At 64.3% G+C, this 24571-nt stretch carries 26 protein-coding genes; 12 read left to right on the top strand and 14 right to left on the bottom strand.

Features of this window, described 5'->3' with window-relative positions:
* Positions 1 to 21: 21 nt before the first annotated feature.
* Positions 22 to 927, top strand: coding sequence for an acetylglutamate kinase (argB, locus tag ACN8M7_RS18905; RefSeq protein WP_061238322.1), 906 nt, complete (start codon positions 22 to 24; stop codon positions 925 to 927).
* 228 nt (positions 928 to 1155) lie between these two features.
* On the opposite strand, the gene ACN8M7_RS18900 is transcribed toward argB, so the two are convergent.
* Entirely contained in the window at positions 1156 to 1758 is a 603-nt protein-coding gene (locus ACN8M7_RS18900) for a DUF4124 domain-containing protein (RefSeq protein ID WP_061238321.1), read from the bottom strand.
* 20 nt (positions 1759 to 1778) lie between these two features.
* Positions 1779 to 2420 carry an orotate phosphoribosyltransferase gene (gene pyrE / locus ACN8M7_RS18895; RefSeq protein ID WP_061238320.1) on the bottom strand — a complete coding sequence of 214 codons (642 nt, stop codon included), beginning with the start codon at positions 2418 to 2420 and terminating at the stop codon, positions 1779 to 1781.
* An 80-nt stretch (positions 2421 to 2500) separates the two neighbouring features.
* Here pyrE and crc point away from each other — a divergent pair, with 80 nt between their 5' ends.
* The gene (crc, locus tag ACN8M7_RS18890; protein WP_061238319.1) at positions 2501 to 3280 is read left to right on the top strand and encodes a catabolite repression control protein Crc; all 780 of its coding nucleotides are present in this window, start codon (positions 2501 to 2503) and stop codon (positions 3278 to 3280) included.
* Positions 3281 to 3332: 52 nt separating this feature from the next.
* Here the strand turns inward: crc and ACN8M7_RS18885 are convergent, their stop codons facing one another.
* Together ACN8M7_RS18885 and rph are read right to left on the bottom strand one after the other, a co-directional pair.
* Entirely contained in the window at positions 3333 to 3704 is a 372-nt protein-coding gene (locus ACN8M7_RS18885; protein ID WP_061238318.1) for a DUF4870 domain-containing protein, read from the bottom strand.
* Positions 3705 to 3732: 28 nt separating this feature from the next.
* Positions 3733 to 4452: a ribonuclease PH gene (gene rph / locus ACN8M7_RS18880; protein ID WP_061238317.1), complete on the bottom strand. Its 720-nt coding sequence runs from the start codon at positions 4450 to 4452 to the stop codon at positions 3733 to 3735.
* 139 nt (positions 4453 to 4591) lie between these two features.
* Here rph and ACN8M7_RS18875 point away from each other — a divergent pair, with 139 nt between their 5' ends.
* The 6 genes from ACN8M7_RS18875 (at position 4592) to ACN8M7_RS18850 (ending at position 9994) form a co-directional block, all read left to right on the top strand.
* A complete protein-coding gene (locus ACN8M7_RS18875; RefSeq protein ID WP_490261767.1) occupies positions 4592 to 5455 on the top strand; it encodes a YicC/YloC family endoribonuclease in 864 nt (287 codons plus the stop codon).
* A gap of 148 nt (positions 5456 to 5603) precedes the next feature.
* Positions 5604 to 6221: a guanylate kinase gene (gene gmk / locus ACN8M7_RS18870; protein WP_061238315.1), complete on the top strand. Its 618-nt coding sequence runs from the start codon at positions 5604 to 5606 to the stop codon at positions 6219 to 6221.
* Between the two features lie 94 nt (positions 6222 to 6315).
* Positions 6316 to 6579, top strand: a complete 264-nt coding sequence (gene rpoZ / locus ACN8M7_RS18865; RefSeq protein ID WP_061238314.1) for a DNA-directed RNA polymerase subunit omega — start codon at positions 6316 to 6318, stop codon at positions 6577 to 6579.
* Between the two features lie 63 nt (positions 6580 to 6642).
* Positions 6643 to 8754: a bifunctional GTP diphosphokinase/guanosine-3',5'-bis pyrophosphate 3'-pyrophosphohydrolase gene (spoT, locus tag ACN8M7_RS18860; RefSeq protein WP_061238313.1), complete on the top strand. Its 2112-nt coding sequence runs from the start codon at positions 6643 to 6645 to the stop codon at positions 8752 to 8754.
* A 69-nt stretch (positions 8755 to 8823) separates the two neighbouring features.
* Positions 8824 to 9204, top strand: coding sequence for a RidA family protein (locus ACN8M7_RS18855; RefSeq protein WP_061238312.1), 381 nt, complete (start codon positions 8824 to 8826; stop codon positions 9202 to 9204).
* A 58-nt stretch (positions 9205 to 9262) separates the two neighbouring features.
* Positions 9263 to 9994 (top strand): hypothetical protein, encoded by a 732-nt coding sequence (locus ACN8M7_RS18850; protein WP_490261766.1) that lies wholly within the window; start codon positions 9263 to 9265, stop codon positions 9992 to 9994.
* A gap of 37 nt (positions 9995 to 10031) precedes the next feature.
* Here the strand turns inward: ACN8M7_RS18850 and ACN8M7_RS18845 are convergent, their stop codons facing one another.
* Positions 10032 to 10649 carry a LysE family translocator gene (locus ACN8M7_RS18845; protein WP_490261765.1) on the bottom strand — a complete coding sequence of 206 codons (618 nt, stop codon included), beginning with the start codon at positions 10647 to 10649 and terminating at the stop codon, positions 10032 to 10034.
* 79 nt (positions 10650 to 10728) lie between these two features.
* On the opposite strand from ACN8M7_RS18845, the gene ACN8M7_RS18840 reads away from it, so the two are divergent.
* On the top strand, positions 10729 to 11307 hold the full coding sequence (locus ACN8M7_RS18840; RefSeq protein WP_490261764.1) for an AAA family ATPase: 579 nt from the start codon (positions 10729 to 10731) through the stop codon (positions 11305 to 11307).
* Here the strand turns inward: ACN8M7_RS18840 and ACN8M7_RS18835 are convergent.
* Together ACN8M7_RS18835 and ACN8M7_RS18830 are read right to left on the bottom strand one after the other, a co-directional pair.
* Positions 11270 to 12070, bottom strand: a complete 801-nt coding sequence (locus ACN8M7_RS18835) for a helix-turn-helix transcriptional regulator (RefSeq protein WP_061238308.1) — start codon at positions 12068 to 12070, stop codon at positions 11270 to 11272. The two genes, ACN8M7_RS18840 and ACN8M7_RS18835, sit on opposite strands and share 38 nt — an antisense overlap.
* Before the next feature lies 1 nt (position 12071).
* Positions 12072 to 12929, bottom strand: coding sequence for an NAD-dependent epimerase/dehydratase family protein (locus ACN8M7_RS18830; RefSeq protein WP_490261763.1), 858 nt, complete (start codon positions 12927 to 12929; stop codon positions 12072 to 12074).
* A gap of 215 nt (positions 12930 to 13144) precedes the next feature.
* On the opposite strand from ACN8M7_RS18830, the gene ACN8M7_RS18825 reads away from it, so the two are divergent.
* The 3 genes from ACN8M7_RS18825 (at position 13145) to ACN8M7_RS18815 (ending at position 17659) form a co-directional block, all read left to right on the top strand.
* A complete protein-coding gene (locus ACN8M7_RS18825; RefSeq protein WP_061238306.1) occupies positions 13145 to 14074 on the top strand; it encodes a hydrogen peroxide-inducible genes activator in 930 nt (309 codons plus the stop codon).
* 8 nt (positions 14075 to 14082) lie between these two features.
* On the top strand, positions 14083 to 16158 hold the full coding sequence (recG, locus tag ACN8M7_RS18820) for an ATP-dependent DNA helicase RecG (RefSeq protein WP_490261762.1): 2076 nt from the start codon (positions 14083 to 14085) through the stop codon (positions 16156 to 16158).
* A 91-nt stretch (positions 16159 to 16249) separates the two neighbouring features.
* Complete coding sequence (locus tag ACN8M7_RS18815) at positions 16250 to 17659, top strand: aminoacyl-tRNA deacylase and HDOD domain-containing protein (RefSeq protein ID WP_490261761.1); 1410 nt, start codon at positions 16250 to 16252, stop codon at positions 17657 to 17659.
* A gap of 20 nt (positions 17660 to 17679) precedes the next feature.
* On the opposite strand, the gene ACN8M7_RS18810 is transcribed toward ACN8M7_RS18815, so the two are convergent.
* The 7 genes from ACN8M7_RS18810 to phoR all read right to left on the bottom strand — a co-directional run bounded on the left by ACN8M7_RS18810 (position 17680) and on the right by phoR (position 24551).
* Positions 17680 to 18432 carry a hypothetical protein gene (locus ACN8M7_RS18810; RefSeq protein WP_490261760.1) on the bottom strand — a complete coding sequence of 251 codons (753 nt, stop codon included), beginning with the start codon at positions 18430 to 18432 and terminating at the stop codon, positions 17680 to 17682.
* Between the two features lie 82 nt (positions 18433 to 18514).
* Entirely contained in the window at positions 18515 to 18910 is a 396-nt protein-coding gene (locus tag ACN8M7_RS18805; RefSeq protein WP_490261759.1) for a helicase, read from the bottom strand.
* Positions 18911 to 19060: 150 nt separating this feature from the next.
* Positions 19061 to 19333 carry an HU family DNA-binding protein gene (locus ACN8M7_RS18800; RefSeq protein ID WP_003242571.1) on the bottom strand — a complete coding sequence of 91 codons (273 nt, stop codon included), beginning with the start codon at positions 19331 to 19333 and terminating at the stop codon, positions 19061 to 19063.
* A 188-nt stretch (positions 19334 to 19521) separates the two neighbouring features.
* A complete protein-coding gene (locus tag ACN8M7_RS18795; RefSeq protein WP_490261758.1) occupies positions 19522 to 20670 on the bottom strand; it encodes an NAD(P)/FAD-dependent oxidoreductase in 1149 nt (382 codons plus the stop codon).
* Between the two features lie 189 nt (positions 20671 to 20859).
* Positions 20860 to 21615, bottom strand: coding sequence for an outer membrane beta-barrel protein (locus ACN8M7_RS18790; RefSeq protein WP_061238300.1), 756 nt, complete (start codon positions 21613 to 21615; stop codon positions 20860 to 20862).
* A 213-nt stretch (positions 21616 to 21828) separates the two neighbouring features.
* Positions 21829 to 23169, bottom strand: a complete 1341-nt coding sequence (locus ACN8M7_RS18785; protein ID WP_490261757.1) for a hemolysin family protein — start codon at positions 23167 to 23169, stop codon at positions 21829 to 21831.
* 62 nt (positions 23170 to 23231) lie between these two features.
* Positions 23232 to 24551, bottom strand: a complete 1320-nt coding sequence (gene phoR, locus ACN8M7_RS18780; RefSeq protein WP_490261756.1) for a phosphate regulon sensor histidine kinase PhoR — start codon at positions 24549 to 24551, stop codon at positions 23232 to 23234.
* Positions 24552 to 24571 lie beyond the last annotated feature (20 nt).

Raw genomic sequence — 24571 nt, 5'->3', positions numbered from 1 at the left:
ATTTGTTCCAGGAGCCCCTGCATGACCCTCGAGCGTGACGCCGCCGCCCAGGTTGCCAAGGTACTGTCCGAAGCCCTGCCCTATATCCGCCGCTTCGTCGGCAAGACCCTGGTGATCAAGTACGGCGGCAACGCCATGGAAAGCGAGGAGCTCAAGCAGGGCTTCGCCCGTGACATCGTGCTGATGAAGGCAGTCGGCATCAACCCGGTGGTGGTACACGGTGGCGGCCCGCAGATCGGTGATCTGCTCAAACGCCTGAGCATCGAGAGCCACTTCATCGATGGCATGCGCGTCACCGACACCGCCACCATGGATGTGGTGGAAATGGTACTCGGCGGGCAGGTCAACAAGAGCATCGTCAACCTGATCAACCAGCATGGCGGCAGCGCCATTGGCCTGACCGGCAAGGACGCCTGCCTGATCCGCGCGAAGAAGCTCAAGGTCAGCCGCCAGACGCCGGAGATGACCCAGCCGGAAATCATCGATATCGGCCATGTCGGCGAAGTCACCGGGGTCAACACCGACCTGCTCAACATGCTGGTCAAGGGCGACTTCATCCCGGTCATCGCGCCCATCGGGGTCGGCCCGGACGGCGAGTCCTACAACATCAACGCCGACCTGGTGGCCGGCAAGGTGGCCGAGGCGCTGAAAGCCGAGAAGCTGATGCTGCTGACCAACATCGCCGGCCTGATGAACAAGCAGGGTGACGTACTGACCGGCCTGAACACCGAGCAGGTCAACGAGCTGATCGCCGACGGCACCATCTACGGCGGCATGCTGCCGAAGATCAAATGCGCCCTGGAAGCCGTGCAGGGTGGCGTGACCAGCTCGCACATCATCGATGGCCGTGTGCCCAATGCGGTGCTGCTGGAAATCTTCACCGATGTCGGCAACGGCACCATGATCAGCAATCGCAAGCGCCCTTAACAGCGGCCGCTACGCGGCCTTCTGATGCCCCTCTCCCGCTCGCGGGAGAGGGCTTGGCAAACATAGCGATGCGCATACTCGGGCCATCCGCGCGACGGCGAGCTGCTGACCAGCGGTGAAATCGTCTATGTACACGCTGATGGCGCGACACGCCGCAGCGCAGCGCTGGCGCAGTGGCTCAGGGAAAAGATCGAGAACGTCGAGAAGGTTGCGCCGCAGGGCTGAACGTCAGGGTTTGCTCTGCGGCTCGCCGAACAACTCCGCCAGACGTGCGCGATCAGCGGCGAAACTGGCCTCCGCCTGGGCGCGCGCGTCCTTGTAACGGGCGATATCTCGCAACAGACGCTGCTGCTCTTCCTTGAGGTTGTTGATCTGCGCCAGCAGGTGTTCCGGCACCTGGCGCCCGGCGCGCTCATGATCGGCGGCCTGGCTTTGCAGGTTGGCCTGCTGGGTACGCACCGACTGCAGATTGCCGCGAGCGACGCTGGTGACGCCGTCGAGCTCGGACAGCTTGCGTTCGCGGGCGCGGTCGACATCATCGAGATTGGTGTACAGGCGCAGCAGTTGGGCATCGTTGCTGGCGCGAACCTTGTCCGCCTGCATGCGGGCGAACTCTTCCGGCGTCGGCGCAGGCGGAATCACTCGTACTACCCGGCCCTGATCGTTGAGCACCTCGTAACCCTTGCCGATGAGTTCCGGCGGCACGCCCTGACGACTGAGCACCGTCACGCCCTTGTTATCGACATAGCGATACAGCTCCGCAGCCACTCCAGACAACGGCAGTAGCAGGCTACAGAGCAGCGTACAGCGGGTCAGGAGCGGTGCAGGCATAGGACAACCTTGTGCTAGGGCTAGATTCCGTACTCGGCGCGATAGGCTTCGACAGCCGGCAGATATTGCTTCAGTTCAGCATCCCCTGCCAGATATTCCAATACCTGTTCGAGTGACACGATGCTCACTACCGGCATACCGAAGTCGCGCTCGACCTCCTGAATCGCGGAGAGCTCGCCCTGGCCACGCTCCTGGCGGTTCAGCGCGATCAGCGTGCCGGCAGCCTGGGCGCCCTGGCCCTGGATGATCTGCATCACTTCGCGGATGGCGGTGCCTGCGGTAATCACGTCATCGACGATCAGCACACGGCCCTGGAGTGGCGCGCCGACCAGAGTGCCGCCTTCGCCGTGATCCTTGGCTTCCTTGCGGTTGAAGCACCAGGGCAGATCGCGCTGATGATGCTCGGCCAGCGCGACGGCAGTGGTCGCCGCCAGCGGAATGCCCTTGTAGGCCGGGCCGAACAGCACGTCGAATTCGATGCCGCTATCGACGATAGCCGCCGCATAGAAACGCCCCAGCTGGGCCAGCGCCAGGCCGCTGTCGAACAGGCCGGCGTTGAAGAAATAGGGGCTGGTGCGCCCGGACTTGAGGGTGAACTGACCGAAACGCAGAACTCCGCGCTCGATGGCAAAACGAATGAAATCGCGCTGGTACGCTTGCATGAAAAGTCCCGGACGGCACGGATTTAGCTAATTGAAGTGAGCTCGGGTATCATACATGCATGTGTTTTTGGGGGCCATTTATGCGGATCATCAGTGTGAACGTGAATGGTATTCAGGCTGCGGCCGAGCGAGGTCTGCTCAGCTGGCTGCAAGCCCAGAATGCCGACGTGATCTGCCTGCAAGACACCCGTGCCTCCGCCTTTGAAATGGACGACCAAGCCTTCCAGCTGGATGGTTATTTCCTCTATGCATGCGACGGTGAAGTGCCCAGCCAAGGTGGCGTGGCGCTCTACTCGCGATTGCAACCCAAGGCGGTGATCAGCGGCCTCGGCTTCGAGATGGCCGATCGCTACGGGCGCTACCTGCAGGCAGATTTCGACAAGGTAAGTATCGCCACCCTGCTTCTGCCAAGCGGGCGGGACGGTGACGAGAGCTTGAATCAGAAATTCAAGTTCATGGACGACTTCACCCACTATCTGGACAAGCAACGGCGCAAGCGTCGCGAGTACATCTACTGCGGCTCGCTGCACGTGGCGCACCAGAAGATGGACGTGAAGAACTGGCGCGATTGCCAGCAATCACCGGGCTTCCTGGCGCCCGAGCGCGCCTGGATGGATGAAGTGGTCGGCAACATGGGCTATGTCGACGCCCTGCGCGAAGTCAGCCGCGAAGGCGACCAGTTCAGCTGGTGGCCTGACAACGAACAGGCCGAGATGCTCAACCTGGGCTATCGCTTCGACTACCAGTTGCTCACTCCGGGCATGCGCCGCAGCGTTCGCAGCGCCCGCCTGCCGCGTCAGCCGCGCTTCTCCCAGCATGCGCCGCTGATCGTCGATTACGACTGGATTCTCAGCATCTGATCGACAGATACGAAAAAGCCGGCTTATCGCCGGCTTTTTCTTGCACGCAGCTTTACTTCACCAGGCGCCAGCTGAAGGGGTAGCGATAAGCCTGCCCCTCGTTGGCCTTGATCCCGGCGATGATGGTCAGCACCAGCGCGGCCAGGCCCAGCAGCATCAGCAATGGGAAGCCGATCACCACCACCATCAGAATGAAGCAGACGACAGCGGCCAGCGCCACGCTGATCTGGAAGTTCAGCGCTTCCTTGCCCTGAGCGTCGACGAAGGGGTCCATGTCCTTCTTGATCTGCCAGATGATCAGCGGACCGAGCAGATTGCCGAACGGGAACACCAGGCCGAGAAAGGCGGCGAAGTGACAGAACATCGCCCACTGACGTGCTTCCTGGCTGGGCGTCGGAACCGGGTCTTGCATATCGTCATTCATGCGGGTGCTCCTTGCGCGGTTGAAGATCTCAGTCGACCAGAGCGGCCTTCTGCAGTTCAAAGATCTCGTTCATGCCCTTCTGCGCCAGCGCCAGCATGGCGTTGAACTCGTCAGGCTGGAACGGCGCACCTTCGGCGGTGCCCTGCACCTCGATGAAACCGCCGGCGTTGGTCATCACCACGTTGAGGTCGGTCTCGGCGGCGGAATCTTCCAGGTAATCCAGATCCAGTACCGGCTCACCCTGGTAGATGCCGACCGACACGGCTGCGATCATCTGCTTGAGCGGCTCGCCTTTCAGCGCACCACGCTTCTTCAGCACCTTCAGCGCGTCGATCAGCGCCACCATGGCCCCAGTGATGGACGCGGTGCGGGTACCGCCGTCGGCCTGGATCACGTCGCAGTCGACGTACAGGGTGTTCTCGCCCAGCTTGGTCATGTCCAGCGCAGCGCGCAGCGAACGGCCGATCAGGCGCTGGATCTCCAGGGTACGACCACCCTGCTTGCCGCGGCTGGCCTCACGCTGGTTACGCTCGCCGGTGGCGCGCGGCAGCATGCCGTACTCGGCGGTCAACCAACCCTGGCCCTGGCCCTTGAGGAAACGCGGCACCCCGGACTCGACGCTGACGGTACAGATCACCTTGGTATCGCCGAACTCCACCAGCACCGAGCCCTCGGCGTGCTTGGTGTAGTTGCGGGTGATGCGAATCGAGCGCAACTGATCGGCGGCGCGGCCACTGGGACGTTTCATCGAGCGATACCTACTTCGTTAAGTGAAAACAGTCCGCATTATAGGGGCCGGGCGGCTGTGGCGACATGCCGAATTGGGTCGGGTCGATTCACTGCGCTACAATCCTGCGTTTTTCGAGCCGACTTCCACGAGGTATCCCATGGTTCACAGCATGACGGCCTTTGCCCGCAACGAGCAGGCAACAGCCCACGGCACCCTGAGCTGGGAACTGCGCTCGGTCAATCACCGCTATCTTGAGCCGCACCTGCGCCTGCCCGAAGCGTTTCGCGACCTCGAAGGCGCCGTGCGTGAAGCACTGCGCCAGGGCCTGTCGCGCGGCAAGGTGGAATGCACCCTGCGCTTCGCCGAAGAAAGCGCCGGTAAACAACTGCAGGTCGACAGCGAGCGCGCTCGCCAACTGATCAGCGCCGCCGAGCAGGTCGCCGCCCTGATTCAGCAGCCGGCGCCGCTCAACCCGCTGGAAGTGCTGGCCTGGCCAGGCGTGCTGGTAGCCGACTCGGCCGACCCGCAAGCCCTCAACGCGGCCGCACTGAAGCTATTCGACCAGGCGCTGGGCGAGCTCAAGGCCGGCCGCGCCCGTGAAGGCGCGGAACTGGCCAAGCTGCTCAACGAGCGCCTCGACAGCATCCTCGACGAAGTCGCCGCCTTGCGCCAACTGGTGCCGCAGATGCTCGCCGGCCAGCGCCAGAAGATCGAAACCCGCTTCGCCGAGATGCAGGCCGAGCTCGACCCGCAACGCCTGGAACAGGAACTGGTGCTGCTGGCGCAGAAGAGCGACGTGGCCGAGGAACTGGACCGCCTGAGCACCCACGTCAGCGAAGTGCGCCGCGTGCTCAAGGCTGGCGGCGCCGCGGGTCGGCGCCTGGACTTCCTGATGCAGGAACTCAACCGCGAAGCCAACACCCTCGGTTCCAAAGCCTTCGACCCGCGCAGCACGCAAGCGGCAGTCAACTTGAAAGTCCTGATCGAGCAGATGCGCGAGCAGGTTCAGAATATCGAGTGAAGACGGCTACGCTAGGCTATACCGCGTACAAATCAGGTTCGAAATGCTCATTTACAGTCGTAAACTCCGCTTTCTCACCTGATTTCGCCTTGCCCAGCCGTCGCTCGCTACGTCTTCACGTCCACCAAGATTCGCTCAGGAAGCTCTAATGGCCACCACCGGCACCCTCTACATCATTTCCGCACCTTCCGGCGCCGGCAAGACCAGCCTGGTCAAGGCCCTGATCGACAGCGAAGCGCAAATTCGCGTCTCGGTCTCGCACACTACGCGTGCCATGCGCCCGGGCGAGCAGGACGGGGTCAACTACCACTTCGTCGAGCATGCACACTTCAGCGCCATGATCGAGCGCAGCGAGTTCCTCGAGCATGCGCAGGTCTTCGACAACTTCTACGGCACCTCGCAGAAGTGGGTCGAACAGACCCTGGCCGAAGGTTTCGACCTGATCCTGGAGATCGACTGGCAGGGCGCGCAGCAGGTACGCAAGCTGATGCCACAGGCCAAGTCCATCTTTATTCTGCCGCCGACCCAGGAGGCCCTGCGCCATCGCCTGACCAATCGCGGCCAGGACAGCGGCGAGATCATCGAGCGGCGCATGCGCGAGGCGGTCAGTGAAATGAGCCACTACGTCGAGTACGACTACCTGGTGATCAACGATGACTTCAACCACGCCCTGAGCGACCTGAAAGCCATCTTCCGCAGCAATCAGTTGATCCAGCAGCAACAGCAGCAGCGCCATGCCGGCCTGCTCAGCGAACTGCTGGCGTAAAACAGCGCTTCCATTGTCGCTGGTGATTTTTTAGACTATTCAGTCCGCTCGCCCGCTCGGGCCAAGCTTATCCGCACAAGTTACGAGGAACACCATGGCTCGCGTTACCGTCGAAGATTGCCTGGACAACGTTGATAACCGCTTCGAACTGGTCATGCTCGCGACCAAGCGTTCGCGCCAGCTGGCCACCGGCGGCAAAGAGCCGAAAGTGGCTTGGGAAAACGACAAACCCACCGTAGTGGCCCTGCGCGAAATCGCGGCTGGCCTGGTGGACTATGAAGTGATCGCCCAGGACGACATCGTCGAGGAAGAGCCGCTGTTCGCCGCCTTCGAGGAAGAGGCCAACGAGCCTCTGTAAGTCGATGATGCCGGGTCGAAGTCGCGCGGCGTGTAGCCAAGCCAGCCCTGAGGGGGATACCCCATGGCAGGCATAGACGCTCTCGCCGACCGACTTTCGGCCTACCTCGGCCATGACCAGGTCAACCTGGTACGCCGAGCCTACTTCTACGCCGAACAGGCGCACGATGGCCAGCGCCGCCGCAGTGGCGAAGCCTACGTGACCCATCCGCTGGCCGTGGCCAGCATCCTCGCTGAAATGCACATGGATCATCAGAGCCTGATGGCCGCCATGCTGCACGACGTCATCGAAGACACCGGCATCGCCAAGGAAGCGCTCAACGCGCAGTTCGGCGAAACCGTGGCCGAACTGGTCGACGGGGTCAGCAAACTGACCCAGATGAACTTCGAGACCAAGGCCGAGGCGCAGGCCGAGAACTTCCAGAAGATGGCCATGGCCATGGCCCGCGATATCCGCGTGATTCTGGTCAAGCTCGCCGACCGCCTGCACAACATGCGCACTCTCGATGCCATGCCGCACGAGAAGAGCCGGCGCATCGCCAAGGAAACCCTGGAAATCTACGCGCCCATCGCCAACCGGCTGGGCATGCACAACATGCGCGTGGAGTTCGAAGACCTGGGCTTCAAGGCCATGCACCCGATGCGCTCCGAGCGCATCCGCGCCGCCGTGCGCCGCGCTCGGGGCAACCGCAAGGAAATCGTCGCCAAGATCGAGGAATCGATCCAGGTCTGCCTGCAGCACGAAGGTATGGAAGGCGAGGTGATCGGCCGCGAGAAGCACCTCTACAGCATCTACCAGAAGATGCGCGGTAAACGTAAGGCGTTCAACGAGATCATGGACGTCTACGCCTTCCGCATCATCGTCGACAAGGTCGACACCTGCTACCGCGTGCTTGGCGCCGTGCACAACCTGTATAAACCCTTGCCCGGGCGCTTCAAGGATTACATCGCGATTCCCAAGGCCAACGGCTACCAGTCGCTGCACACCACGCTGTTCGGCATGCACGGCGTGCCCATCGAGATCCAGATCCGCACCCGCGAGATGGAAGAGATGGCCAACAACGGCATCGCTGCGCACTGGCTGTACAAGTCCAACGAGGACGAAGTGCCGAAGGGCAACCACGCCCGCGCGCGCCAGTGGGTCAAGGGCGTGCTGGAGTTGCAGCAACGTGCCGGCAACTCGCTGGAATTTATCGAGAGCGTGAAGATCGACCTGTTCCCGGACGAGGTCTACGTGTTCACGCCCAAGGGCCGCATCATGGAGCTGCCGAAAGGCTCCACGGCGGTCGACTTCGCCTATGCGGTGCACACCGACGTCGGCAACACCTGCATCGCCTGCCGCATCAACCGTCGCCTGGCGCCGCTGTCGCAGGCGCTGGAAAGCGGTTCGACGGTGGAAATCGTCACCGCCCCGGGCGCACGGCCGAATCCGGCCTGGCTCAACTTCGTGGTCACCGGCAAGGCGCGCACGCATATCCGCCATGCGCTCAAGCAGCAGCGCCGCTCGGAATCCATCAACCTCGGCGAACGCCTGCTGAACAAGGTGCTGGCCAGCTTCGATACGCACCTGGAGAAGATCGCTCCCGAGCGCGTGCAAGCCGTGCTGGGCGAGTATCGCCAGGAAGTCATCGAGGACCTGCTCGAAGACATCGGCCTGGGCAACCGCATGGCTTACGTCGTGGCCCGTCGCCTGCTGGCCGAAAGTGGCGACGAAACCCTGCCCGGCAGTGAAGGGCCGCTGGCGATTCGCGGTACCGAGGGCCTGGTGCTGAGCTACGCCAAGTGCTGCACACCGATTCCGGGCGATCCCATCGTCGGCTACCTGTCTGCCGGCAAGGGCATGGTGGTACACATGGAAAGCTGCCGGAACATCGTCGAAATCCGCCACAACCCGGAAAAGTGCATCCAGCTCAACTGGGCCAAGGACGTCACCGGCGAATTCAACGTCGAACTGCGCGTCGAGCTGGAGCACCAGCGCGGCCTGATCGCCCTGCTGGCCAGCAGCGTCAATGCCGCCGATGGCAACATCGAGAAGATCAGCATGGACGAACGCGATGGTCGCATCAGCGTGGTACAACTGGTGGTCAGCGTGCATGACCGCGTACACCTGGCCCGCGTGATCAAGAAACTGCGCGCGCTCAAGGGCGTGATGCGTATCACCCGAGTACGCGCCTGACACAATCCCCCTATTTCCAGTCTGTAGGCTGGGTGCCTCGACCCAGTCAGTTCTCATAAGGAGCGATTCATGAGCAAGACCGTCATCAGCAGCGACAAGGCCCCCGCCGCCATCGGCACCTACTCCCAGGCGATCAAGGCCGGCAACACCGTCTACATGTCTGGCCAGATCCCGCTGGATCCGGTGAGCATGGAGCTGGTCGAAGGCTTCGAAGCGCAGACCGTACAGGTGTTCGAAAACCTCAAGGCCGTAGCCGAAGCAGCCGGCGGCTCGTTCAAGGACATCGTCAAGCTCAACATCTTCCTCACCGACCTGTCGCATTTCGCCAAGGTCAACGAGATCATGGGCCGTTACTTCGAACAGCCTTACCCGGCGCGTGCGGCCATCGGCGTTGCCGCCCTGCCGCGTGGTTCGCTGGTGGAAATGGACGCGATTCTGGTTCTGGAATAAGCGCCACAGCGGGGCCTCACGCCCCGCTCTTCCCTCCTCACGTAGCATGGAGATCACCATGCGTCTGCTTTCCCTGCTGCTCTGCGCGACCCTGCTGGCCGGCTGCGCCAGCAAGCCGAACAACGACCCGAGTGGAACCTGGATCAACCAGGCCGCCATCGACGCCGCCCGTGAAAGCGGTCGTCTACGCGAAGCCCTGCTCGCCTATGGTCCCAACCTCGAATGGCATATCGCTCCTGACCGTCAGCAAGCCAGCTACAGCAATGGCTTCGAGCTGGCCGAAGGCAAGCTGCAGAGCGCCGCAGAGGGACGCTGGCAGGTCACCTTCTATGGCGATTACCAGGAACAGCTGAGCGTGCAGAATGGCGAACTGGTGCAGATCGCCAGCGACTACTGGCCCGAGCAGCACTTCACCCGCGTCGATGGCTCGGGCGAACCCAAGGCTCTGGGCAGCAGCTTCGAACAGGCGCTGTACCGCGACTACCTGGGCGGTGACTGGCTGATCGAGGAAGGCCAAGGCCAGGGCGGCCTGGTGCGTTTCGACAGCGACGGCCAGGTGCATGGCCTACCCGGCGCCGAGCGCTTCGCCCTGTGCCTGGCGGGCGACTGCGCCGCCATGAGCGGCGAGCACGACAGTATCTGGCTGCAGGCGGGCGATCAGGGTAGCCCCTGGCTGTTCGTCCACGAGGGCAACCAGTTGCGCATCTTCGAAGCGCACAACCGCGCCCAGTTCGACGAGATGCCCGAGTACCAGCCCGGCCCGCAGCGCTGGCTGCTCAAGCGCCGCTGACGCAGGATGCGCCGACTCCGGGCAGGAGCGGCGCCAGCTAAAAAGCCCCCAGCAGCAACCAGACACCCAGCGCCAGCAGCAACCCGCCGCAGCCGCGATCCAGCCAGCGTACCCGGCGCTGCAACCAGGCGCGCCAGCGCGCCTGATCGAGCAGACGTACCAACGCCAGATCCCAGCACAGCACCACCAGGGTCATCCACGCCATCGCCAGGCCCAGCCCCCATGCCGGCATCGCGGACTCGCGCAACACCCCGAACAGCCCGGCGTAGAACAGCGGCAGCTTGGGGTTGAGGCTGCTGGCCAGCAAGCCCTGGCGCATACCCTTGCACAACCCGCCCAGCCTCAGTTGGTCGCCCTGCGGCAGCAGCAGATCCCGCCGCGAGGCCAGCGCCTGCAGACCGATCCAGGCGAAGTACAAGCCGCCGACAAGCTGCAATCCGCGCCACAACCAACTGCCCTCGGCGGGTAGCAGGGCCATGACGAACAGCACCAGCAGCATGCTCAGCAGATTGGCCAGCGCGATGCCACAGGCGCAACCGTCGGCCTGACGCCGGCCTTGCGCCAGCGCGGTACGAATCAACAGAAAGAAATCCGGCCCGGGCGACAGCAGGGCGGCGAAATGAGTACCGGAAACCAGTAGAAACAACGCGAACATGCAACCTCCGTTTGGCGGAGGCAGTGTCGGCAACTACCGGTAGCGGTGTATTGGAAAAAACTCAGAGGAACTCACCCTGATGCCATGCCCTCCACCTTTTCACGTCCTCACCGGAGGCCCCGGCAGCGGCAAGAGCAGCCTGCTGGCAGCTCTGGCGCAGGCCGGCCACAGTACCTGCGAGGAAGCCGGCCGGGCGATCATTCGCGAGCAACAGGCCATCGGCGGCGCCGGCCTGCCCTGGCGTGACCCGAAGCTGTTCGCCGAACTGATGCTGGCCTGGGAGCTCAGGGCTCATCGCCAGGCACTGACGATGAAGGGGCCGGTGTTCTTCGACCGCAGCCTGATCGACATCATCGGCTACCTGCGCCTGAACGACCTGCCGGTCGGCGAACACCTGTTGCAGGCGGCGCGCCAGTTGCGCTACCAGCGGCAAGTGTTCCTGCTGCCCCACTGGCCACAGATCTACCGCAACGACCCTGAGCGCCGCCAGGATGCGGCCGAGGCCGAACGGACCTGCGCGGTGATGCGCGAGGTCTATGCCAAAGCGGGCTATCAGTTGCTCGAGGTCCCACCGGCGAGCCTGACGCAGCGCCGCGACTTCGTCCTGCGGTGCTGCGTGCTCAGCCCTGCGCCAGCGTGCGAAAGCGCCCCGGAGTGACCCCGGTGAAGCGGCGAAACACACCGTTGAAGTGCGCCTGGTCATAGAAACCCAGCTCCAGCGCCACCTCGGCCAGCGCCTGTCCTTGCAGCAACCTACGCTTGGCTTCGCGCACCCGGCGCTGCAGCAGGTAGGTGTGCGGCGGCACGCCATAGGCCCGGCGAAACGCCTCGATCAGGTGTCGCGGGTGACGCTGCACCAGGCCGGCCAAGCGTTCCAGACTGACGGCCTCGGCGTAGTGCGCCTCCAGATAATCCCGCAGGGCCGCCGTCACCCCGCTGTCGCGACGGGCCGGGCGCGCCTCGCGCAAGCCACCATGACGGACGAATACCTGCTCCAGCAGCCCCAGGAGCTCGCTTTCCAGCCCCAGCGCATCGCTGCGTTCGAAGGCATCCGCCAGGCGCGCCAGGCGCATCGCGACCTGTCCATCATCGGCCGGATTGAGTTCACGAAATCCTTCGGGCAGCCGCTTGCGGCCAAGCAACGTGGGCAGGCGCGACTCCTCGATATAGAGCATGCGATAGACCACGCGCTCGGACTCGGCATGCCCGGTGTGCGGCTCCTCGGGGTTCATCAGCGACAGCGTGCCGGCAGGCAGTGCATAGCGCTGGCCACGGCATTGATAGCCGCCCACCCCGTGCACGATGGCGCCGATCGCGAAGGCATCGTGGCTGTGCCGGCCGAATGCCTGCCCGGAGAAATCGGCGTGAAACAGCTCGACGCCCGGCAACCACGGCTTGGCCAGCAGGCTATTGGCGTCCACCTCAGTGCCCGCCGAGGATCGCCGCATAGCCCTCGCGATAGCTGGGGTACTGCGGCGCCCAACCCAGCACACGGGCGCGGGCATTGCGGCAGCGCTTGCTGCCAGCACGGCGCACACGCTGTTCATCGCTCCAATGGCTGACGCCCAGTTGCTCGCGCAGCCAGCCCACCACCTCATGCAGCGGCGCCGGCTCATCGTCGACACCCAGATAACAGTCGGCCAGAGAGGCACCTTCGGCGTCCGCTTGCAGCAGCGTGGCGAACAGGCCTGCAGCGTCATCGACATGAATGCGATTGCCATACAGCGGCGGCGTCTCACTGACCCGATAGCCTCCACGTACCTGGCTCAGCAGCCATTCACGACCGGGGCCGTAGAGCCCGGTCAGGCGCACCGTGGTCGCGGCCAGGCCGCTGTCGAGCACGACGCGTTCGGCCTCACGCATGATCACGGCGGAAAAGCTCTGGGCCTCGGCTGGAGCGTCTTCATCGATCCATTCGCCTTGCTGCTGCCCATACACGCCGCTGCTGGACGCGAAGAAAATACGTCGCGGGCGCTGGCCATGCTGTGCCAGCCAGCCCAGCACACGGCGCAGGCCATCGACATAGGCCGCGCGGTAACCGGCCTCGTCGTGCTCGATAGCGGCGGCGCAGTAGACGAGATAGTCCAGCGGCCCCTGCGGCCAGCCCGGCGGACAGGCATCGGCATGCAGATCACCCGCCAGCGGCTCGATGCCGCCCGGCAGCGCAGCCACGTTGCGCCGCATGCCTAGCACACGCCAGCCCTGGTCGGCCATGCGCAGACCCAGACGGCTGCCGACGTCCCCGCACCCGGCGATCAGCAGACTTTTGCTTCCCGACATGCTTTTCTCCATGACCTTAACGCAAAAACGCAGTGTAACAGGCCGTCCCAGAGCGCTGGCGAGGCAGCCGGCGCCAGGCGGCAACGCGACGACGCCTGGGTGAAGGCGCGCGCAGCAGTCGCCAAAGTCGCGATAGTTGTGCAACAGCCTGTTAGCCCGGTTGGTTCATCTGTTTGCAAAGGCTATGCTTGGCGGCAACTTAATGGATAAACACTATGACCCTCACCGAACTGCGCTACATCGTCACCCTCGCTCAGGAACAGCATTTCGGTCGCGCCGCCGAACGCTGCCATGTCAGCCAGCCAACCCTGTCGGTCGGCGTGAAGAAGCTGGAGGACGAGCTCGGCGTACTGATTTTCGAGCGCAGCAAGAGCGCTGTGCGCCTGACCCCGGTCGGTGAGGGCATCGTCACCCAGGCGCAGAAAGTGCTGGAGCAGGCCCAGGGCATTCGCGAACTGGCTCAGGCCGGCAAGAACCAGCTGACCGCACCGCTGAAGATCGGCGCCATCTACACCGTTGGCCCTTATCTGTTCCCGCACCTGATTCCGCAGCTGCACCGGGTCGCTCCGGACATGCCGCTGTACATCGAGGAAAACTTCACTCACATCCTGCGCGACAAGCTGCGCACCGGTGAGCTGGACGCCATCATCATCGCCCTGCCATTCCAGGAAGCCGATGTCCTGACCAAGCCGCTGTACGACGAGCCCTTCTACGCGCTGCTGCCGGCCGGCCACCCCTGGGCGGCGATGGACACCATCGACACCAAGTTGCTCAACGACAAGAGCCTGCTGCTGCTCGGCGAAGGCCACTGCTTCCGCGATCAGGTACTGGAGGCCTGCCCCACTCTGCGCAAGGGCGGCGACGACCACGGCAAGCACACCACGGTCGAATCCAGCTCGCTGGAAACCATCCGTCACATGGTCGCCTCCGGCCTTGGCGTATCGATCCTGCCGTTCTCGGCGGTGGACAGCCACCACTACGCGCCGGGCGTGATCGAAGTGCGTCCGCTCAGCGCGCCGGTACCCTTCCGCACCGTGGCCATCGCCTGGCGCGCCAGCTTCCCGCGGCCCAACGCCATCGAAGTGCTGGCTGACTCCATCCGCCTCTGCTCGGTCGCCCGTAGCCCGCAGACCAAGAGCGCCTGAGGCCGGACGTGAGCGAGCTGTCAGCGATTTCCGTCACCGCGCTGAAAGGCGTAGGCGCCGCGCTGGCGGAGAAACTCGCCAAGGTCGGCCTGGAAAACCTGCAGGATGTGCTGTTCCACTTGCCGCTGCGCTACCAGGACCGCACCCGCATCACCCCCATCGGCGCGCTGCGCCCGGGGCAGGATGCGGTCGTCGAGGGCATCGTTGCCGGTGCTGACGTGGTCATGGGCCGCCGCCGTAGCCTGCTGGTGCGCCTGCAGGATGGCAGCGGCACCCTCAGCCTGCGCTTCTTCCACTTCAGCCAGGCGCAGAAGGACGGCCTGAAGCGCGGCACCGCCCTGCGCTGCTATGGCGAAGTACGCCCCGGCGCCACCGGCCTGGAGATCTACCACCCGGAATACCGCGCGCAGAGCGGCGACGAGCCGGCCCCGGTGGAGCAAAGCCTGACGCCCATCTACCCGACCACCGAAGGGTTGACCCAGCAGCGTCTGCGCCAGCTCAGCCAGCAGGCGCTTGCGCGCCTCGGTCCGCGCAGCCTGCCGGACTGGCTGCCCGACGAGCTGGCCCGCGACTATCGCCTGGCGCCGCTGAGCGATGCCATCCGCTACCTGCACCGGCCACCACCGGACGCCGATGTCGAAGAACTCGCCGAGGGCCGCCACTGGGCGCAGCATCGCCTGGCCTTCGAAGAGCTGCTGACCCATCAGCTGTCGCTGCAACGCCTGCGCGAACAGGTACGCGCCCAGCAGGCGCCAGCCCTGCCGCCGGCGAAAAAACTGCCACAGCTGTACCTGCAGAACCTCGGCTTTGCCCCGACCGGCGCGCAGCAGCGCGTCGGCGCCGAGATCGCCTATGACCTGGCGCAGAGCGAACCCATGCTGCGCCTGGTGCAGGGTGACGTCGGCGCCGGCAAGACGGTGGTCGCCGCCCTGGCCGCCCTGCAGGCGCTGGAGGCCGGTTACCAGGTAGCGCTGATGGCGCCGACCGAGATCCTAGCCGAGCAGCACTTTCTCAATTTCAGCAAATGGTTGGCGCCGCTCGGCCTGGACGTCGCCTGGTTGGCCGGCAAGCTCAAGGGCAAGGCGCGTGCCGCCGCACTGGAGCAGATCGCCGCCGGCTGCCCGATGGTGGTCGGCACCCACGCCCTGTTCCAGGACGAAGTGAAGTTCAAACGCCTGGCCCTGGTGATCATCGACGAGCAGCACCGCTTCGGCGTGCAGCAACGTCTGGCGCTGCGCCAGAAAGGCATCGACGGACGCCTCAGCCCGCACCAATTGATCATGACCGCCACCCCCATCCCGCGCACCCTGGCGATGAGCGCCTACGCCGATCTGGACACGTCGATCCTCGACGAACTGCCGCCCGGACGGACGCCGGTCAACACCCTGGTGATTGCCGACAGCCGCCGTATCGAGGTGGTCGAGCGGGTGCGCAATGCCTGCCAGCAGGGGCGCCAGGCGTACTGGGTATGCACCCTGATCGAAGAGTCCGAAGAACTCACCTGCCAGGCTGCCGAAACCAGCTTCGAGGAGCTTTCTGCGGCGCTTGGCGAGTTGCGTGTCGGGCTGATCCACGGACGCATGAAGCCCGCCGAAAAGGCGGCGGTGATGGACGAATTCAAGCAGGGCAACCTGCAGCTGCTGGTGGCCACCACGGTGATCGAAGTCGGCGTCGACGTGCCCAACGCCAGCCTGATGATCATCGAAAACCCCGAGCGCCTGGGCCTGGCCCAGTTGCACCAGTTGCGCGGCCGGGTCGGGCGCGGCAGCGCCGCCAGCCACTGCGTCTTGCTCTACCATGCGCCCCTGTCACAACTGGGGCGCGAGCGCCTGGCAATCATGCGCGAAACCACCGACGGTTTCGTCATCGCCGAGAAGGATCTCGAACTGCGCGGCCCCGGCGAAATGCTCGGCACCCGGCAGACCGGCCTGTTGCAGTTCAAGGTCGCTGACCTGATGCGCGATGCCGACCTGTTACCCGCCGTGCGCGACGCCGCGCAAGCTCTTTTGGAACATTGGCCGCAACATGTGGCTCCATTGTTGGAGCGCTGGTTGCGTCACGGCCAGCAATACGGTCAAGTGTGAACCTGTTCACAGGACAACCGTCGCCACGAACCTTTGCGCAAATCCTCGCTGGTTATACTCCGGGGCACATGCGCCAACGCTGGATATCGATATGACTGAAGCAGCCTTCGCCGCCAATCCAACTCCGCAACCACCTGCCGTGATCGCGCAACTGCTGGAGAAACTCGCCGTGCCCTACCAGGTGCGTGCGGAGCGACCGGGCCAGCCAAGCGAAGCACGCCTGCAAGCCGTGCTGTTGGACGACGCCGTCGGTGCTCTGCTGGTGCTCTACCCGCGCAGCCAATTGCTCGACCTGTCGCGCCTGGCCGAACTGACCGGGCGCCAGCTCACCGCGGTCAAACCGGAGCGCCTGGAGCGCATGCTCGGCAAGCACAACCTGGCCGCCCTGCCCGGCCTGCCACCGCTGACCAGCTCGCCTTGCCTGTATGAGGAACGCCTGCTGCTGGCCCCCAGCCTGCTGATCGATTCCGGCCAGCCCGGCGTGCTGCTGGAAATCCCCACCGACGCATTCAAGGCGCTGCTGAGCAAGGCCAGCGCGGCGCGTTTCGGCGAGCCGGTCAGCGCGATCAAACCGAACCTCGATCGCCCGCATGACGACCGCGCGGAAATCACCCAGGCGGTACAGGCTTTCACCGCGCGGCGCATCCAGCAGCGCCTGGAAGAAACCATCGAGATTCCACCGCTGCCGGAAACCGCGCAGAGAATCATCAAACTACGGGTCGACCCCAATGCCACGGTGGACGACATCACCGGCGTCGTGGAAACCGATCCGGCGCTGGCCGCCCAAGTGGTCAGCTGGGCGGCCTCGCCGTACTACGCCGCACCCGGCAAGATTCGCTCGGTGGAGGACGCCATCGTTCGCGTGCTGGGCTTCGATCTGGTGATCAACCTGGCCCTCGGCCTGGCCCTGGGCAAGACCCTGAGCCTGCCCAAGGACCAGCCCCAGCACGCCACGCCCTACTGGCAACAGGCGATCTACACCGCTGCGGTAATCGAAGGCCTGACCCGCGCCATGCCGCGCGCGCAGCGCCCAGAAGCCGGCCTGACCTACCTCGCCGGCCTGCTGCACAATTTCGGCTATCTGGTTCTGGCGCACGTCTTCCCGCCGCACTTCTCGCTGATCTGCCGTCATCTGGAGGTCAACCCGCACCTGTCGCACAGCCATATCGAGCAACACCTGCTGGGCATCACCCGCGAGCAGATCGGTGCCTGGCTGATGCGCCACTGGGACATGCCCGAAGAGCTGTCCAACGCCCTGCGCTTCCAGCACGACCCGTCCTATGCCGGCGACAACGCCGCCTTCCCCAACCTGGTGTGCCTGGCGGTCAGCCTGCTGCGCAACCGGGGTATCGGTGCCGGCCCGCAGAACGAGATTCCTGACGAGCTGTTCGAGGCCCTGGGCCTGAGCCGGGAAAAGGCCGACGATGCGGTGAGCAAGGTGCTCAGCGCCGAGGTTGCCCTGCGTGAACTGGCGGCGCAGTTCCAACAGCCGCAACACTGAGTGGTCGTGAGCGCGGCTGTCTAAGGCTCGATAGCCGCCTTGCGCAGCTGCTCGCGGCGCTCCGCGAACAGCTGCGGCAACAGGTCAAGGCTGGTGCTGAGCAACTGGCTGACGCTGGGATGCTCGTACAGCGCCGCATACTCGGCGAGCTGGTCGCTGGGCATCTGCCGATAGGCATAGAACATGAAGGTCTCCACTGCCTGCTCGCTGGATTGGCGAATGGCATCCGCCTGTGCCTGCGTCTGTGCCTGCAACTCAGCCTCACCGAGATTCTCGCCACGCGCCCTCAGCGCCAGTAACGCCTGGGTCTTGCCGACTTCGTAGCGCAGCAGGCTGGCCAGTTCGGTCGTATGCGCGGCGGCATCGAGACGCTTGATCAGTTCCAGGCGCGAGCCGCGTGGCGGCTGCTCCTGCAGCCGCTGGCGGTACTCGGCCAGGCCCTCGGGTTGCTCGCCCACCGCCCGCTCGGCCGCGGTGAAACGCTGCGCCAGCGCACTATCGAGACGCTCACGGGCCTGTTCACCCTGCACCGCATCGAAGCGGGTCGCGACCCGCGTCGCCAGCTCCAGACAGAACGCCTCGCCAGCGAACAGCTGAGCGAGGCGCTGCTGTTCGGCTTCAGCCTGCCCACGCTGCAGCAACGGCGCACTCTGTTCGCACAGCAGATGGATACCGGCGAGTTCGAACAGAGGCAGCAGGGCTTTGGCAGAGGCCGGCTCGGCCCGCACAGTGGTCGCGCTCAGCAATAGCAGGGGGAGCAGGAAAAGACGCATGGCCAGGTTTTCCACAGGAACGTGCCTGGCAGCCTAACCAAAGCGCAGCGTTGCGGCCAGCCGCGACGCCTGTCGGTGTCGCTCAGGCAGCCTTTTTCGGCGCCTCGGTCTTCTTCTTCGGCATCAGGTACTTGGTCAGCCCCTGGAACCACATCACCAGCGCCGGGTTGCCCTGGATCTGAATGTCCTTGTTCTGGATACCCTGCATGAAGGCCAGCTGCTTGTTCTTCGTGGTCATGGTTTCGAAGCCAAAGGCGGCATCCTTGAAACCGATGGCGAAAGCGGGGTCCGTCGCGGTGCCGCGTTTGCTGGTCACACGCTGACCGGCAACGATGAAATGGCGGGCGACCTTGCCGTCGAGGGTGTGCAGCTGGAACACCATATCGCGGCCTTCGAGTTGCTGACGGAACGCCGGGTTCTCACGACTGGCCTTGGCCATCAGGCGGCCCAGCATCCACAGAAGAAAACGGAATTTCATGCACAGGCCCTCGTGATCGAAGATGATGGGCGCGCATTGTAGTGGTTTTCTTGCAAGACTACAGCCCGTCTAAAGCACGGCCGTAGCAGCGTGGGGCGCAGTATGCCTGCGCAGGGGGACCCCGGAGCCGAATGGCCCCGGGTAAGGGGCTCAGTTGACCGCGTCTTTCAGGGACTTGCCCGGTTTGAAGGCGACGGTATTGCTGGCCTTGATCTTCACCGGCTGACCGGTTTGCGGGTTCTTGCCCGTGCGGGCGCCACGATGGCGCTGGACGAAGGTACCGAAGCCAACCAGCGTCACACTGTCCTTGCGGTTCAGTGCACCGGTGATTTCTTCCAGTACGGCGTTGAGTACACGATTGGCCTGATCCTTGGTCAGATCAGCCTTTTCGGCGATGGCGGCGGCGAGTTCCGGTTTACGCATAGATGCCTCTTTGACGGTTTTTTGTTGTTGTGTCCGTGCTGTTCTTCCAGAACAGCGCCCAAGGCGCCGCAACAGCTCTGCGCTGCGGCAGACCCAAGGGAGAATGGCACGCCGCACCGCGCGGCGCCAGTCTCGTCGGACGGTTTAACCGGGCAATTTCGTGGCGTATCCGACAGAACGGCAGCCAATCATGCCAGCAGTGCTGGTAATTCCTTGTTCAGGGCCAGTTTCTCCTGCACGGCTGCGCCGGTCAGCGCGTAACCGAGCAGCGTTCCGCAAGCCTCGCGGCAGAGCGCCTTGATGTCGCTACCGCTGCCTTCGACCGTCCACTCGCCCTCGCGGCCACGCGGTGGCGGCGAAACCACCAGCGGGCATGCCGGGGTCTTCACCGTCACCGGCATCGGCCCGTAGCTGACAGCCGTGGGCTCGCCGGCCAGGGTCTTGGCCAGCGCCCGGGCGCAGGCCATCAGCGGCATGACGTACAGCAGGTTGAGACCATCGACCTCGGCGCAATCGCCCAGGGCGTAGATATTGGCGTGCGACGTACGCAGCTGGCGGTCGACCATCACCCCACGGTTGACGTCGAGCCCTGCCGCCGCGGCGAGCGCGATGCGTGGACGCAGGCCGACAGCCGAAACCACGGCATCGCACTGGATCAGGTTGCCGTCGGACAGCGACGCCTGCAACGCATCACCCTGGCGGTCGAGGCTGGCCAGCACCGGCCCCAGGTGGAATCGCACGCCCAGGCCCTCCAGACCCGCTTGCACGGCAGAGGCCGCCGCCGGATGCAGCAGGCCGGGCATCACCTGCTCGCAGGGCGCCAGCACCTCGACCTGGTAGCCGCCGGCACTGAGGTCGTTGGCGAACTCGCAACCAATCAGGCCTGCGCCGAGAATCAGGACGCGGCGCTTGCCAGCCACGGCGCTGCGAAAGCGGGCGTAGTCCTCGAGATCGTTGATCGGCAACAGCGCGTCCTGGGCATCACCTTCGACCGGCACGCGAATCGGCTCGGCGCCCCAGGCCAGGATCAGGTCGCGGTAGGCCACAGCCTCCTCACCGATCCACAGACGCTTGTGGCCTGGGTCGATACCGGTGACGCGGGTATGGGTACGGACTTCCGCATTGAGCTGCTCGGCCATGGCACCGGCTTCGGCCATGGCCAGGCCGTCGGCATCCTTGTTCTTGCCAAAGCCGGTGGACAGCATCGGCTTGGAGTAGGAGCGGCCATCGTCAGCGGTGATCAGCAGCAAGGGCGTCTGCGTGTCGAGCTTGCGCCACTCCTTGGCCAGGTTGTAGCCGGCCAGGCCGGTGCCGATGATGACGACGGGTGCACTCATGCGCTCTTTCCTCACAATGAAAACGACACGACGGCACAGCGGCCGCCTCCCGAGATGGCGGGATGACACCCTACTGGATCGAGCAAGCGCTGGCCAGATCGCGTGCAGCCCGCCATTCGGAGGTTGGGGAGGATGTGAGCGGGGGAATCACGGCAGACCGCCCGGCATGCCAGGCGGTCCACGCGGCGCTTAGAACGCCAGACCTACACGCAGGCCAACCTGCTCCTGCTTGAGCTTGCTGCGCTCGGCAATCTCGCTGTTGCTGTCGAGCTCGTAACGGGTCTGGGTGTAGTACAGGCTGGTGCTGACCGGCAGGCTGTTGATGCCCTTGTTCCACAGCACGGTCAGCTCGCCGTAGGGATTGACCTTGTCCTTGAGGTCCACGGAGTCGCTGTCGCCATCGACCTTCAGGCGCGCTTCGGAGTTGATGGAATAGCGCGCCCCCACTTCCAGGCGCAGGGTGTAATCCGGCGTCAGGTAGTTGTAACCGAGCCCGGCCTTGGCGAAAGGCGATTTGCTGGTCAGCTTGACGTTGCTGTCGAGCGGGCCGACGTCGTCCTGCTCGATGCGGCCCCAGTCATAGCCGCCGCCGACGATCAGGTCGACGTAGTTGTTGGTGCTCAGCGCCGCGCGCAGGCCAAGGTCGATGTCGGCACGTGCGGACTTGTATTCCACGTCGTCCTTGTCACGGTACTGACCTTCGATCCCGGCCTGGTAGATGAAGCCTTCCTGCCCGGTCAGCTTGTTGCCGAAGTGGTAGAACAGACCGCCCTGGTTGAGGCGCTCCTTGTCGCTTTCATCGTCCACGGTGAGCTTGTACTGGTTGTGCGAAGCGATGACACCGAAGGTCGAGATGGGGTCGGTGACCGAGTCTGCATAGGCCTGCGAGGCGCCCGCCAGGCACAGGGCGAGTGTTGCTTTGGGGGTGATGCTGGACAGCTGCATGACGATTTCCTTGGCAATGAGTGGATACCCCGCCCCACCGGGAGATGGGACGCAAGTACCTAGACTTCCCTTGCCAACGGCTATTCGACAAACCGGATAAGCGGTCGCGAAACTGAACAGGCCCTGAACGGGCCTGGCTTGAAGGAGAAAAAGCTGACCGAACGAACAGCGATCTTCACCGACTGAGACGCGGTCCGTTGGCGCCTTGCCGACTCAGTCCAGCTTGACCACTTTGGCCAGCACCACCTTCGGCCCCTTCATCTTCTTGACGATGATGCGCAGGCCATCGGTGTCGAGCACTTCCTCTTCATCGGGCATGCGCTTGAGCGTCTCGTAGATCAAGCCGGCGAGCGTCTCGGCCTCGATATGGTCGAGGTCGACGCCAAGCAACCGCTCGACCTTGGCCAGCGGCGTGTCGCCACGCACCAGCAGCTTGCCCGGCTGGTACGCGAGAATGCCGCGCTCTGCCTTGCGGTGCTCGTCCTGAATGTCGCCGACCAGTGCTTCGAGCACGTCTTCCATGGTCAGGTAGCCGATCACCTTGCCATCGGCCTCCTCGACCAGGGCGAAGTGCGCACCACCCTGGCGGAACTGCTCGAGCAGCTGCGACAGCGGCATATGGCGGCTGACGCGCTCCAGCGGATGCATCAGATCCCCCAGTTTGAGCGCTGACGGCAACATCTCCAGCAGCGACAGATGCAGCAGCAGGTCCTTGATGTGCAGCACACCGACGAACTCGCCCTTGCTCTCGTCGAAGATCGGATAGCGGCTGTACTTGTGCCGGCGGAAGGTGGTGAACACCTGATCCAGGCTGGCGTTGAGTTCGAGAAAGACCAGGTCCTCACGGGAATTGGCCCAGTCCACCACTTCCAGCTCACCCAGCTCGACCGCCGAAGCCAGCACCCGCAGGTCCTGATCGTTGTCGCTGGTGGCGCGGCTGGAGTGCAGGATCAGCTTGAGCTCTTCACGGCTGTAGTGGTGCTCGTGATGCGGCCCCGGCTCGCCTTGCCCGGCGATACGCAAAATGGCGTTGGCACTGGCATTGAGGACGAAGATCGCCGGGTACATCAGCCAGTAGAAGGCGTACAGCGGCGCGGCCGTCCACAGCGACAGCAGCTCCGGCTTGCGGATTGCCCAGGACTTGGGCGCCAGCTCACCGATGACGATGTGCAGGTAGGAAATGATCGAGAACGCGGCGAAGAAGGCGATGCCGTGAATCAGTGCCGGCGACTCGACGCCGACCGCTACCAGCAGCGGCGTCAGCAACTCGGCGAAAGCTGGCTCACCGACCCAGCCAAGGCCCAGCGAAGCCAGGGTGATACCCAACTGGCACGCCGATAGGTAGGCGTCCATCTGGTTGTGCACGGTGCGCAGGATGTGCCCGCGCCAGCCATGGGCCTCGGCCAGGGCATCGACCTTGGTCGCGCGCAGACGCACGATGGCGAACTCCGCGGCGACGAAGAAGCCGTTGAGCAGAACCAGAAACAGGGCGAACAACATGAGGCCGAAATCGGCGATATAGGCAGAAGCGGGAAGACTCGTGGAGGGGTCCATGAAGGTTCGGGTTGGCCAGTGATCGCTAGAGGTTGGAGCTTCACCGCGGCGAATGCAAGCACTCAGCGCGCGCGCTGCACCACCTGCGCCGCGGCGAAATGGCAGGTAAAGGTACTGCCCTTGCCGGGAACGCTGCTGATCTCAAGATTGCCGCGATGGCGCAGCAGCACATGCTTGACGATGGCCAGGCCCAGACCGGTGCCCCCCGTGTTGCTGGCACGGCTCGAATCCACGCGATAGAAGCGCTCGGTCAGGCGTGGCAGGTGTTTGGCCTCGATGCCCATGCCGGTGTCGCTGACGGCCAGGTGCGCGCCCTGCTCGTCGCCCCACCAGCGAATGCGAATGTCGCCACCGGCCGGGGTGTACTTCACCGCGTTGAACACCAGGTTGGAGAAGGCGCTGCGCAGCTCAGCCTCGCTGCCCTTGAGCTTGATATGCGCATCGGCCTCCAGGCTGATGCGGTGCAACTGATCGCCAGACAGCGCCTGGGCATCGTTCTTGATCGACAGCAGCATCAGATCCACCGCCACCGGCTGGTTGTCCGAGGGGTAATCGGTGGCTTCCAGCTTCGCCAGCAACAGCAGGTCATTGAGCAGGGTCTGCATGCGTGCGCCCTGCTGCTGCATCTGCTGCAGCGCCCGCAGCCAGCGCGGGTTGACCGCCTCGACGTTGTCCAGCAGGGTCTCCAGATAGCCGGCGATCACCGTCAGCGGCGTGCGCAGCTCGTGGGAGACGTTGGCGACGAAGTCCTTGCGCATCTGCTCCAGCTGATACAGGCGAGTGACGTCGCGCACCAGCAGCAAATGCTCGCGATTGCCATAACGGGTGATATGGAACTGCAGGCGACGCCGGTCGTTGGCCGGAGAGGGAATCTCCAGGGCATCGGCATAGTTGCCGCGCTCGAAGTACTCCTTGAAACGCGGGTCGCGCACCAGATTGGCCAGTTGCTGGCCGCTGTCCTGTGGCGTCTTCAGGCCGAGCAGGGTCTCGGCGGCGCGGTTCCACCACTCCAGGTTGCCCTGGCTGTCGAGCATGATCACCGCATCCTTGAGCGCCGCGGTGGACTCCTGCACGCGGTCGATCACCGCCTGCAGACGGCCGCGGGCCTTCTGGTTGCGCCGTTGCAGGTGGTAGATGCTGTCGAATACCTCGCCCCACAGGCCGTAGCCATCCGGCGGCGGCTCGTCGGGTTTGTGCTCACGCAGCCATTTGTGCAGACGCAGCAGTTGGCTGAGCGTCCAGGCCAGATGGATGGCCAGGCCGCAGGCCAGCACCCAGGCATATTCGCCGGTGATGAAGCCCAGCAGCAGGCAGGCCCCCACCAGCAGCAACAGCCGACGCACCACGGCGCCACGCCAGTCTTGATTCACGATGGAGCGCATCCTTGTCGAGCGGCTGGCGC

Origin of the sequence: Pseudomonas spartinae (genome assembly GCF_965197125.1) — a bacterium.
In the GTDB taxonomy this organism is placed as follows: domain Bacteria; phylum Pseudomonadota; class Gammaproteobacteria; order Pseudomonadales; family Pseudomonadaceae; genus Aquipseudomonas; species Aquipseudomonas composti_A.
This window is presented reverse-complemented; position numbering and strand designations above follow the sequence as displayed.